The following is a 12,237-nucleotide window of genomic DNA, read 5'->3' as shown; positions in this document are numbered from 1 at the left end:
CTAGCGGACATACGCCTGCCCTGCCCATGAATCCACCATTGCTTGGGTAATGCCCGGCACCTGCGCGGCATCCTCCACCTGTGCAAACGGGCCGTACTGCGCCCGGTAGTCCAGTATAGCCTGAGCATTGCGTGGGCCGACACCGGGCAGAGTGCACAAAGCATCCGCATCGGCTGTGTTCAGCTCCACCTGTGTGTACGCTGCCAGTTCCTTTGTGTCCGGCAGTGTCTGCGGCTTTTGCGACCGCAGCGGCACTGCGAAGCAAAACGCCAGCCCTGCGCAGACCCCTGCGACGGCAAGGCACAGCAGCAGAAACAGCCTTTCGCGGCGCTTTTTGTCCGGCATAGTTTCTTCTCCCATTCTACCTGATTTTTTGCCAAAAAGAAAGCCCTCTGCGGAAAAATCACAGAGGACTTTGCATAAGTTTTACACGGATTTTTCAGCAGCACGCACCATGCGGTACAAAACCTCCACGGCAGCGCCACCGGCGGCATCCGTCAGGGTGATCTGCCTGGCGGCAAGGCGCAGCTCTGCCGGGGCATCGGCGGCAACAGCGCTGTGCTCCACAGCCTGCACCAGCTCCAGCATGGGCTGACTGCCAGCCAGCACCAGAACCTGTTCTGCACCCACCTGCGCCATGGTGCAGACGGTGTCCAGCATTTCCCGGCCGGAGATGCGCTTGGGGGTAAGGACAAGGGTGTCCGGGGCGATACGTTCGCCCAGCAGGGCAACACGATCTCCAATGGCCTTTTCCGCCAGCGAGATCAGGGGCACAGACTTGCTGTCCTGATACAACAGCACCCGCAGCACCTGCTCGGGGTGGATATCAGCGGCGTTTGCCAGCAGATAGGGGGTCCACTCCTGCCGCAGATGGCGCTCCAGTGCGTTGCTCATGCGCAGCACCCGGGTGGTGCCATCCTGCATCTGCACGGCGACACCCACGCCGGGGGTGTCCGGCAGGCAATTGAAAAGCTCCTGCTGCTGGGCAAAGCTGCACAGAGGCACCCGGTTGCCATCGGCATAGTGGTAGGCCATAGTGCCGCCGCACACCAGCGCAGGCGCTGCCAGACGCACGCTGCCCAAAATGGAGCGCACGGCACGCGGAGAGCGCTGCGAAAAAACGGTCAGTCTGCCGCCGCGGCTGCTGAACAGCTGCAAAACGTCCCGCACCACCTGGGTCAGATTGCCATCCTCGCCCAGCAGCAGGTTATCCAGATCACAGAGCACCAGAGTGGATGCCAGAGAATCGTTCATGTGTTTTTCCTCCTGAGAGTTGCGAGAAAATGGGTAAAGTAGTCCGGCAGCTCAGAATCGAACCGCAGCTGCTCCCCGGTAATGGGGTGGATAAAGCCCAGCGTTTTGGCGTGCAGGCACTGACCGTGGAGGCTGGTGATGCAGTTGTGAGGGCCGTACACCGGATCCCCCGCCACCGGATGGTGGATGGAGGCCATGTGTACGCGGATCTGATGGGTGCGGCCTGTCTTTAGGCGACATTCCAGCAGGGTGAACTCGCCCAGCCGCTCCAGCACCTTATAGCCGGTATAAGCGTACTTGGTGTGGGGCTCGGTGGCCGGGTAGACCGCCATTTTTTTGCGGTCGGTCTTGCTGCGGCCAAGGTTCGCTTCCACAAAGCCCTCGTCCTGCGCAAAGCCGCCGTAGACCACCGTCTGGTAGGCGCGCTCCACGCTGTGCACCGCCATCTGCTGGGAAAGGCCGATGTGGGTAGCGTCGTCCTTTGCCACCACCAGCAGGCCGCTGGTGTCCTTATCAATGCGGTGGACGATGCCGGGGCGGATCTCGCCGCCAATGCCGGAAAGGCTGCCCTTGCAGTGCCACAGCAGGGCGTTGACCAGCGTGCCGTCCGGGTTGCCGGGCGCGGGGTGCACCACCATGCCCTTGGGCTTGTTGACCACCAGCAGATGGGAGTCCTCGTAGACGATGTCCAGCGGGATATCCTGCGGCACGGCCTCGATGGGCTTTGCGTCCGGGATCTCCAGCAGCACGGTGTCCCCTGCCTTGAGCTTCAGGCTTTTGGCAACGGTTTTGCCGTTGCACTGCACATGCCCCTCGGCCACCAGCGCCTGCAGCGCCGAGCGGGACAGGCCGGTGTCCTCGCCGCTGAGAAAGCGGTCGATGCGCTGCCCGGCAGTCTCCTGCTCTACGATAAATTCACGCTGTTCCATGATTTACTGCTCCTTGGAGGCATCATCGGCGTGGAGCTCATCCAGAAAGATCACCAGCACCCACAGTGCCACACCCACGCAAACGCAGATATCCGCAAAATTGAACACGGCAAACCGCATGAACAGCAGGTTGATGTAGTCCACTACCTCGCCGTTGAGCACACGGTCGATCAGGTTGCCGATACCGCCGCCCAGCACCAGCACCAGCGCCGCCTGCTGCAAGTACTTGCCGCGGCTGCGGAAAAACAGGCCGTAGGCGACCGCCAGCAGCGCCGCGCTTGTGGCGATGATCAGGAACAGCTGCTTGCCGCTGAGCAGGCTGAAGGCCATGCCCTGATTGAGCACGAACCGCAGCTCCACCACATGGGGGATGAACGGCATAGCGCCTACCGGCTGCAACGCCTGCACTGCCCACAGCTTGATTAGCTGGTCGATGCCGACCAGAGCCGCCACAGCTGCCAGATTGAAGAGTACAAATGCCATTAGCTACCTCATTTCTGCTATAAAAAACGGCGCTCCCCGGTCAAGGGAGCGCCGCCCTTTTACAAAACAGATTTGTATTTATGCGGGACGCTTATGCTTCCACAACGCTGGCGCAGCGTGCGCACAGGGTGGGGTGTGCGGGGTGGCTGCCGATGGAAGCAGAGTACTTCCAGCAGCGCTCGCACTTGTCGCCGGTGGCGTGTGCAGCTGCAACGCCCAAGCCCTCGACAGCGCTGGCAGCGCCGCCCTCACCCTTGACCAGCTCCACATGGGAGACGATCATCAGGTCGGCCAGCTCGTCCATGGGGATGCTGTTCAGCAGGTCATAGACGGCATCGTTGCAGTACAGGGTGACGGAAGCTTCCAGAGAAGCACCGATGAGTTTTTCAGCACGGGCCTGCTCCAGCACCTTCTTGACCTCGTCGCGCACGGCGATGAGCTGTGCCCACTTTGCCTTGAAGGCATCGTCGGCGGCGTACTGGCCAGCCTTGGGCATCTGCTCGAACACCACATACTTGTTCATGCCCTCGGTCTTGGGCATGAAGTCCCAGATCTCCTGACTGGTGAAGCACAGGATGGGGGCAATGATCTTGTCCAGAGCGACAAGAATCTTGTACATGGTGGTCTGGGCGGCCTTGCGGGCTGCGCCGTTGGTGCAGTACAGACGATCCTTGGTAACGTCCAGATAGAAGTTGGACATAGCCACCACGCAGAAGTTGTACACGGCGTGGTAGACCTTGTTGAAGTCGTACACAGCGTAGCCTGCGTTGGTGTTGACGATCAGGTCATCCAGCGCAGCCAGTGCCCAGCGGTCGATATCCTGCAGCTGGTCGTCTGCAACACAATCGGTGTTGGGGTCAAAGCCGTCCAGATTGCCCAGAATGAAGCGGGCGGTGTTGCGGATCTTGCGGTAAGCCTCGCTGAGCTGCTTGAAGATGTTCTTACCGGCGCGCACGTCCACGGTGTAGTCGGAAGAAGCCACCCACAGACGGATGATATCTGCGCCGTAGTCCTTGATGATCTCGCTGGGCTCCACGCCGTTGCCGGCGCTCTTGTGCATCTGCTTGCCCTGCTCGTCCACAACCCAGCCGTGGCACAGCACGGACTTATAGGGTGCGCAGCCCTTGCTTGCAACGCTGGTCAGCAGGCTGGACTGGAACCAGCCGCGGAACTGGTCGCCGCCTTCCATATACATATCGGCGGGGAAACGCAGCTCGGGACGCTCGTCCAGCACGGCGGCATGGGTGGAGCCGGAGTCGAACCAGACGTCCATGATGTCGGTGTCCTTCTCCCACTCGGAAGCGCCGCACTTTTCGCACACTTCGCCTGCGGGGATGATCTGCTCGGCATCGTATTTATACCATGCGTCAGAGCCTTCCTTGCGGAACAGGGCGCTGACAGCCTTGATGGTAGCATCGGTAATGTGGTAGGTGCCGCACTTCTTGCAGTAGAAAGCGGGGATAGGCACGCCCCAGGTGCGCTGACGGCTGATGCACCAGTCGTTGCGGTCACGCACCATGCCGGTCATGCGGTCGTGACCCCAATCCGGCATCCAGGTGACGGTATCAATTGCCTTGTACACGTCCTCGCGGAACTTGGCAATGGAGCAGAACCACTGCTCGGTAGCGCGGAAGATGATGGGGTTGTGGCAGCGCCAGCAGTGGGGGTACTGGTGCTTGATGTGCACCTGACCCATCACAGCGCCGGAGGCAGTCAGGTCGGCCAGAATGGTCTTGTTGGCTGCCCACACGCGCTGACCAGCGTACTTACCGGCCAGTTCGGTCAGGTAACCGCCGTCGTCCACAGGCACAGTGATAGGCACCTGCGGATACTTCTGGCAGACGTTGAAGTCGTCCACGCCGTGGCCGCCTGCGGTGTGCACGCAGCCGGAACCGCTTTCCAGCGTGACGTGGTCGCCCAGAATGACCCAGCCCTCCTTGGGCAGGTAGACGTGGTTGTAGCGCATCAGCTCGAACTCAGCGCCGGAAACGGGCTCGCCCACGATCTCGTAGTTCTCGATGTGGCAGGCATCCATGACGCTCTTGACCAGATCGGTCGCCATGATGTGGTACTCCTCGCCGATCTTGACGAAGGAGTACTCGAACTGACCGTTCAGGCAGATAGCCTCGTTGGCGGGCAGGGTCCAAGTGGTGGTGGTCCAGATGACGAAGTAGGTCTTATCCATGGGGATGCCGTACTTTGCCAAAACACCGTTGGGGTCCTGCGAGACGTGGAAGCGCACAAAGATAGAATCACAGTCGTCCTCGCCGTACTCGATCTCGGCTTCTGCCAGCGCGGTGCGGCAGTCCGGGCACCAGTACACGGGCTTCAGGCCCTTGTAGATGTAGCCCTTCTTGGCCATCTCGCCGAAGATCTCGATCTGACGCGCTTCAAACTCCGGCTTCAGGGTCAGGTAGGGGTGCTCGAAGTCACCGATGACGCCCAGACGCTTGAACTGGTCGCTCATAATGTCAATATGCTCGGTGGCAAACTTTTCACAGATCTGGCGCAGCTCCAGCTTGGAGATGTCCTTCTTCTTGTCACCCACCGAGGACAGAGCCTTCAGCTCAATGGGCAGGCCATGGGTATCAAAGCCGGGCACATAGGGAGCCTGATAGCCCTCCATGTTCTTTTCGCGGATGATGATATCCTTGATGATCTTGTTCAGGGCGGTGCCCATGTGGATATTGCCGTTTGCATACGGAGGGCCGTCGTGCAGAATGAACTGGGGCTTGCCCTCGTTGTGCTTCATGAGCTGGTTGTACAGGTCGTTGTCGTCCCAGTCCTTGAGCATGACCGGTTCCTTTTTAGGCAGACCGGCGCGCATCTCAAACAGGGTCTTGGGCAGATTCAACGTGCTGTCGTACTGCGATTTGTTCTTAGCCAATGGTTTACACTCTCCTCTATTTTTGCGTTGGGTGCCTTACTCGCTGAACTTTACGCCCTGAAAAGCGTCGTAGTCCGGCTCGTCCGGCTTCATATCAGCAGGAGGCGGGTCCAGCTTGAGCTGGCTTTCGTCCTTTGCCCAGAAATCCTCGCTGCTGTCAGCCGCCTTGTCGTCATCGGCAGGGGCGGCAGGTTCGGTGGTTTCGGTCGGTTCGGCAGGCTGCTGTGCCGGGGCTGCTGCGGCATCGGCTGCAGGGGCAGTCTCGGGCTGTGCGGCGGGCTGCTCTGCGGCAGCTTCCTGCGCAGGCTCTGCGTCCTGTGCGGGGGCGTCCTTTTCAGCGTCCTTGGTTTCCTTCTGGAACTCCGGCAGACGGCTCAAAGACTCCACGTGGCTGCGGTACAAATTGAGCACATCCGCCTTGAAGCGGGTGACCTCCAGACGGACGCGGTCGTACTCCCGCTCCTCAGCCAGACGCTTCTCGTTGGCTTCGCTCTCGATCTCGTCTGCGCGGTCGCTTGCCTTTTGCAGCAGCTCGTTGGCGTCGCGGATGATATCATCGCCCCGCAGGTTTGCGCGGTGGATGATCTCCTCGGCCTTCTGGTTTGCTTCGCGGATCACGTTTTCGCCCATGCGCTGGGCGTTGATCAGCGCGCTCTTGAGCATATCGCCGTCAGCCTCAAAGCTTTGCAGCTCGCCCTTGAGCTTCTGGTTCTCTGCGGTCAGATCAGCGATCTGCTTGCGCAGCTGCTCTGCCTGCGCATCGTTCTGCTGCAGCTGCTCCTCGACCTTGTCCAGAAAACGATCCACGTCCTCTGTACGGTAGCCGCGGAGGTTTTTTTCAAATTGTACAGAGCGGACATCCTGCGGAGTCAGCATAGTCATTTCCTCCCATAGCTTTTAATATTGAAAGAACTCAATGATCGAACGATCTTTTTTACTTTTCCCGGGCAATGCAGTCAGCCGGAAGCGGCCCTTGCCGCGCACAGTGAGCACATCCTGCTCGTATACGGGGGCATGGGGCTTTTCTACCGGCAGATGGTTGATCTCTACCCTGCCCGCCTCGATCAGCTCCGCAGCGGTGCCGCGGCTGACGTGCAGCATAGCAGAAAGCACCGCGTCCAGCCGCAGGGAGGACACAGTAGCGGTGAGCAGCTGCCGCTCCGGTGCCGGGAAAGCCGGGATCTCTTCCAGCTCCAATAGACGGGTGGACACCTCGGTGCGTCCCGCCTGACACAGCTCCCGGCAGATGAGTTTTGCCGCCGGTTCCAGCGCGAACACATAGGCCGTGCCCGGCACATCGGCAGGCAACAGGATATCCCCCAGCGCCTCGCGCTTGAGGGCAAGCCCCATCAGGCTGCCCAGATAGTCCTTGTGCGCCGGAAGCGCCGCACCGGGCAGTGCCCGGCATTGCAGCTGTACGCAGCGCACCGGACACTCGCCGTAGCTGTACTCTGGCTCCAGACAGAGCACCCGGCGCTCAGCCTCGGGCCAGCCGCCGTCAAAACGCCAGCCATCCCTCACACCGGCACGTCCCAGTGCCGCCCGGGCAAGATCCTGCTCGCGGTCGCTGAGGAATGCAGAGTACCGGGCTATGCCGCGGGAAAAAGCCGCGTCGGCAAGATCCTCGATATGCCGCATGAGGTAGCGTTCCTCATCATTGCGGGCGGGCACAAAGCCGCGCACCGCACCGGCTGCCGGATCAATAGAATGCGCCATTGTTCTCCAGCTCGTCCAGCAGATCGCCCATGATATCCACGTTGTACGGGGTAATGATAAAGGTGCTGTTGGCTACGCGCTTGATCTGGCCATTGTTGGCATAGGCCACGCCGGACAAAAAGTCTACCAGACGGCGGGAGACCTCCTTGTTGGTGGACTCCAGATTCAGCACCACGGTACGCTTGTTGTTCAGATGGTCGGCAATGGTACTGGCATCCTCGAACCGCTCGGGCTTGACCAGAACCACCTTGAGCTGGGTGGTAGCATGGATGTTGACCACCTTGTTCTTTTTGCTGGTGCCCTCGGCAGGCTCTTCGGTCTCTTCATCCATCCCGATGCCAACGCCGCTGTTGTTGTTGTTCACCATCTGGGGGCCGTCATCGATGTACTGATCCTCGTACTCGTCCCCTTCGCCCATCAGGCCCTTTTTAATGCTATCCAGCAAAGACATAATTATCTGCTCCTTTCATTCGGGCAGCGCCCGGCTGCCTGGCGTTCTTTGCAAAAAGAATGCAAATAGCTTTTACTATTATCTGATTTTTTTCAGCAGATGTCAATAACTACAAAAGTTTTCCGTCATATAAATTTTGTCCCGAGACGATTATTTCGTCATAAAGCCTTACCTGACTGACGGAACCGTCCGTTCCCTTGGGCAAAACAAGGATGTAATCCCCTTCCGTGACCAGCGGATGGTCGGCATCCACGGGGTCGATCTTGCAGAAGCGGGCGATGTTGCCGTATTTGACATACACGCCGGGGATGTAGTTTTCACCCTGCGTTTCGGCCTCGGTGCCGTCCTCTTTCAGGTAGTGCACTGCTGCGGCAGGCACCCGCAGACCGGTGCTCTCGCTGGTGCTGATACGGGCGCGGGCGTGGTTGAGGCACAGCACATCGCCGTTGATGGAGTTGCAGCGCAGCACAAAGCGGGCAATATCCTTTTCTGCGTCAATGGTCACCTCGGTGACGGTGGCGCGCAGAGCGGCATCGCTCTGGCCGGGAAAGCTGATCTCCACTGCCGTGCGCAGGGGCTTACCGTCCGAGCCCAGCAGTTTTTCGGCCTGCTTTGCGGAGCACACCCCGGCGTACTGCCAGCTGAACCCGGCTACCAGCTTGCCCACGCAGCCGTCCAGCGGCATCTCGGGGTCGGAGTCCAGATAGGCTTTGAGCTGCTCCGGGCTCTGTGCCAGAATGTCCGCAGCACCGGCATTCAGCCGTCCGCTGCTGGCAGCCCGGACAAAGTAGCCGGTGGTGGGGGCGGTGATCTGAGTGGGGTTGCCCAGCTGGGCCTGCACGGTCTGTGCCTGCTGGGCAAGCAGCGCGATCTGATCCGCAAAGCCGGCGGTATCGCCGGTGGTGATCCACAGCTTGTTCTGCGCCAACAGGTAAGCATCGGCGCTGCTGTCCACATCGCTGTAGCGGTCGGTGTCCAGCGCATCCAGCAGATCGTACAGTGCGCCGGAGCGCTCCTTGAGTAAGCCGTCCAGCTGGGTGGCTGCGGTGTTCTGGGAGCGCTGCAACAGGTCGATCTGGCTGGTGAGCTGGGTCAGCTGCTGGCGCAACACTGCCTGATTGGCATCGGTGTACAGCTCTGCAACGGCAGTGCCTGCCGACACCCGCTCGCCGTCCGAGACAAGGTAGCCCAGATTGCCGCTGCCGGAAATGCAGGTTTCGTCAAACAGCAGCACGCCGTCCGCTTCAATGGTATCGGAGATGGTGATAGGCAGCGCCGTTTCGTAGACGTTCTGGGGGAAAAGGATGTGCGCCGCCTGCCAGCAGACATACGCTGCCGCCGCCAGCAAAAAGGTGGCCAGCACGACCGCCAGCGTGGTAAGCGCAGAGAGCTTGTGGCGCGGTTCCTGAGGAGTTTCCGGCATAAGGATCATCCTTTCGATAAAAAGTCTTGGGTCAGACGCAGGGCAGTCTGCCGCACGTCTGCCGCTCCGGCGTCCAGCCATGTGACCCCGTCCATGTGGCGGAACCATGTCAGCTGGCGCTTGGCGTAGTTGCGGGAGGCCTGTTTGAGTTTTTCAGTACAGGCATCCAGCGCAGCGGTCTGTTCAAAATACGGGAAAAATTCTTTATAGCCGATGGCCTGTGCGGCGGTGCGAAAGGCTTCGCGGTTGCGCCAGACGTATTCCGCTTCAGCTAAAAGCCCGGCCTCCAGCATTTTATCCACTCGCAGGTCGATGCGGCGGTACAGCGCTGCACGCTCCGGGAAGTCCAGTCCCAGCACAAGGCTGCGGTAGGGGCGCTCCGGCGGCAGCGAATCGGCCTTTTGTTCGCTGAGACGCTTGCCGGTGGCGCGGTAGTGCTCCAGCGCCCGCAGCACCCGTACCTTATTATTGGGGTGGATGGCAGCGGCAGCCTCGGGGTCCACGGCTTGCAGTTTTGCGTACATGGCCTCCGGGCCGATGGCTTCCAGCTCTGCGGTCAGCTGCTCGCGCAGGCCGTCCGGGGCTTTTTCGGCGGTAAAGCGCACGCCGTACAAAAGGCTCTGCACATACAGCCCGGTGCCGCCTACCAGCAGCGGCAGATGCCCCCGGCCGGTGATATCCTGAATATACTCCCCTGCCAGCGCGGTAAAATCCGCCACGCTGAAGGTCTTTTCCGGGGTGAGGATATCCACGCCGTGGTGCGGAATGCCGCAGGTCTCCTGCGGGGTGACCTTGGCGGTGCCCACATCCAGACCTTTGTAGATCTGCATGGAGTCGGCGCTGATGACCTCGCCGGAAAAATGCTGCGCCAGCGCAACACCCAGCGCGGTCTTGCCGGTGGCGGTGGGGCCTACCACAGCCACCACGGCAGCTTTTGCATTACACGATGCGTCCAAACTGCTTTTCCAACTCCTTTCGGGTAAGCTTGAGCACGCAGGGACGGCCATGGGGGCAGAAGGGCGGCACCTCGCCGGAGAGGATCTTCTCGGCCAGTGCCATCAGCTCCTGCGGAGAGGACTTGTCCCCTGCCTTGATGGCGGCGCGACAGGAGATGGAGTGCAGTACCCATTCGGTGTGCTCGTTCAGCGCGTCCCGGCTGCCCTTGAGCAAGCGGTCGGCGATCTCTACCAGCAGATCCTCGGCGTTTTGCGGCTCTACGTCCGCAGGCACGGCGCGCAGCAACACGGTGCTGCCGCCAAAGTCGGCCACGTCCAGCCCGGCGTTTTCCAGCAGGGGCTGGTTTTCCAGCAGCGCCTGCTTTTCCTCTGCGGAAAGGTCGATGGCGGCGGGCTGCAGCAGCAGCTGGCTGGGCACATTGCCGTAGTTGGCGGCAAGCTTTTCGTACAGCTGACGCTCGTGGGCAGCGTGCTTATCGATCAGACACAGCTCGTCTCCCCGCTCGGCAAGAATATAGGTACGGAATACTTCGCCCACATAGCGCAGCGGTTCTTCCCCCTGCGGCACATCAAAGCCCAGCTGTTCCGGCTGCGCGGACTCCTCCGGCTGATAGGGCGCCGTTGCGGCTTCGATCTCCGGGGCGGCGGGCATGGTGTTCCATGCCACCATGTGATCCAGCGGCGGGTCGGCTGCGGTGTCCATCTCCGGGTGCACATCCAGCTGTGTCTCAGCAGCGGCTGCCCGGAAGGGCTGCGGTTCGGGCTGGACTTCGGTTGCATCCAATTTTTCCGGGCTGTGGAGGGTGACCACCGGGTCCAGAATATCCTCTGCGGGGCCAGACTGCCGCCACGAGGGCACGGCAGCCGCCGCGCGGGCAGGCTGTGCGGGCTGTACCGGCGGGTTATCTGCCGTAAAAGCAGAGGTTTTCACCGGTGCATCGGCGGAGCGCTGCGGCGCGGATGCCTGCCAATGCTGCGCAGGCAGTGTGCCGGGGGCTGCCTGACCCGGAATGACAGCGGAAAGCCCTGTAAAGTGATTATTCTTTACAGCATTTTCGCTCTGAGTATCGTTTTCTTTTTCAGTTTTCTCTTTTTCGTCTGCTTCAAAGGTGAAGCGTCGTTCCCCGGTGCCGGGCTGTGCCAGCGCCAGCTTGACCGCGTGGTAAACAACATCGAACACATCGTTTTCCCGGGCAAAGCGGGCTTCGATCTTTGCAGGGTGGACATTGACGTCCACAAGGTCGGTGGGCATTTCCAGCAGCAGGATGCCGCCCGGGAACTTGCCCTGCATGGTCGTACCCTTAAAGGCCATTTCCATGCCCGCCATGATGGTACGGTTGCGCACATAGCGGCCATTGATGTAGAAATGCTGCATACTGCGGCTGGCGCGGCAACTCTTGGGCGGGGTGATCAGACCGGTGACCCGGTACAGCCCTTCCTCGGAGTGCACCTCGATGAGGTCGCGGCTGAACTCCCGCCCCAGCACCGCGTAGGCGGCGCTGCGCAGCTGACCATCGCCGGGGGTAACGTACTGCAGCTTGCCCTCCCGGATGAACTTAACACTGACCTCCGGGTGGCTGAGCGCCACATGACCCACGTTATCTGCCACAAAGGTGCCCTCGCTGGAGTCCTTTTTGAGGAACTTCATGCGGGCGGGGGTGTTGTAGAACAAATCCTGTACCCGGATGGTGGTGCCCACAGCACGGGCTGCAGGCTCCCTGCCCTGCTCCTCGCCGCCGGCGATGCGGTAGCAGGTGGCAAACTCGTCCACCTCGGTGCGGGTGAGCAGCTCTACCCGCGCCACGCTGGCAATAGAGGCCAGTGCCTCGCCGCGGAAGCCCAGTGTATGGATGCTGTTCAGGTCATCCGGCTTTTCAATTTTGCTGGTGGCGTGGCGGATGAAGGCTGTCGGGATATACTCGGCATCAATGCCGGTGCCGTTATCGCTGATCTCGATCAGCTTTACGCCGCCGGACTCGATGCTTACGGTGACCTGCGTTGCACCGGCGTCGATGGAGTTTTCCAAAAGCTCCTTGACCACCGATGCGGGGCGCTCCACCACCTCACCGGCGGCGATCAGCTCCGCGGTATGCTTATCCAGAACATGGATGACTGCCATGGTCTTTTCCCTCCCCTGT

Annotated in this window: 11 protein-coding genes; all 11 read right to left on the bottom strand. The window is 60.7% G+C overall.

Annotation, left to right across the window (positions count from 1 at the left end):
• The 11 genes from DXB44_RS02075 to mutL all read right to left on the bottom strand — a co-directional run bounded on the left by DXB44_RS02075 (nt 1) and on the right by mutL (nt 12,218).
• Entirely contained in the window at nt 1-345 is a 345-nt protein-coding gene (locus tag DXB44_RS02075; protein ID WP_055184257.1) for a helix-hairpin-helix domain-containing protein, read from the bottom strand.
• A gap of 81 nt (nt 346-426) precedes the next feature.
• A complete protein-coding gene (locus DXB44_RS02070; protein ID WP_097780392.1) occupies nt 427-1,254 on the bottom strand; it encodes an HAD hydrolase family protein in 828 nt (275 codons plus the stop codon).
• Nucleotides 1,251-2,183 (bottom strand): RluA family pseudouridine synthase, encoded by a 933-nt coding sequence (locus DXB44_RS02065; protein ID WP_097780393.1) that lies wholly within the window; start codon nt 2,181-2,183, stop codon nt 1,251-1,253. Before DXB44_RS02065 ends, DXB44_RS02070 begins: the two co-directional genes overlap by 4 nt.
• 3 nt (nt 2,184-2,186) lie before the next feature.
• The gene (gene lspA / locus DXB44_RS02060; protein ID WP_118657564.1) at nt 2,187-2,666 is read right to left on the bottom strand and encodes a signal peptidase II; all 480 of its coding nucleotides are present in this window, start codon (nt 2,664-2,666) and stop codon (nt 2,187-2,189) included.
• A gap of 91 nt (nt 2,667-2,757) precedes the next feature.
• Entirely contained in the window at nt 2,758-5,553 is a 2,796-nt protein-coding gene (gene ileS, locus DXB44_RS02055) for an isoleucine--tRNA ligase (protein ID WP_112089797.1), read from the bottom strand.
• A 36-nt stretch (nt 5,554-5,589) separates the two neighbouring features.
• Nucleotides 5,590-6,435, bottom strand: a complete 846-nt coding sequence (locus DXB44_RS02050) for a DivIVA domain-containing protein (RefSeq protein ID WP_118657563.1) — start codon at nt 6,433-6,435, stop codon at nt 5,590-5,592.
• Nucleotides 6,436-6,450: 15 nt separating this feature from the next.
• On the bottom strand, nt 6,451-7,269 hold the full coding sequence (locus DXB44_RS02045; RefSeq protein ID WP_118657562.1) for a YlmH/Sll1252 family protein: 819 nt from the start codon (nt 7,267-7,269) through the stop codon (nt 6,451-6,453).
• Complete coding sequence (locus DXB44_RS02040) at nt 7,253-7,720, bottom strand: cell division protein SepF (RefSeq protein WP_055184243.1); 468 nt, start codon at nt 7,718-7,720, stop codon at nt 7,253-7,255. The genes DXB44_RS02045 and DXB44_RS02040 overlap by 17 nt, the downstream gene beginning before the upstream one ends.
• Before the next feature lie 109 nt (nt 7,721-7,829).
• Nucleotides 7,830-9,143, bottom strand: coding sequence for an HlyD family efflux transporter periplasmic adaptor subunit (locus tag DXB44_RS02035; RefSeq protein WP_242852878.1), 1,314 nt, complete (start codon nt 9,141-9,143; stop codon nt 7,830-7,832).
• A gap of 5 nt (nt 9,144-9,148) precedes the next feature.
• Nucleotides 9,149-10,099, bottom strand: a complete 951-nt coding sequence (gene miaA / locus DXB44_RS02030; RefSeq protein ID WP_243111006.1) for a tRNA (adenosine(37)-N6)-dimethylallyltransferase MiaA — start codon at nt 10,097-10,099, stop codon at nt 9,149-9,151.
• A complete protein-coding gene (mutL, locus tag DXB44_RS02025) occupies nt 10,083-12,218 on the bottom strand; it encodes a DNA mismatch repair endonuclease MutL (RefSeq protein ID WP_118657561.1) in 2,136 nt (711 codons plus the stop codon). The genes miaA and mutL overlap by 17 nt, the downstream gene beginning before the upstream one ends.
• Nucleotides 12,219-12,237 lie beyond the last annotated feature (19 nt).

Source organism: Faecalibacterium sp. OM04-11BH, from assembly GCF_003482185.1.
In the GTDB taxonomy this organism is placed as follows: Bacteria; Bacillota; Clostridia; order Oscillospirales; family Ruminococcaceae; genus Faecalibacterium; species Faecalibacterium tardum.
The sequence above is the reverse complement of the archived record's forward strand: the minus strand, read 5'-3'. Positions and strand labels throughout refer to the sequence as shown.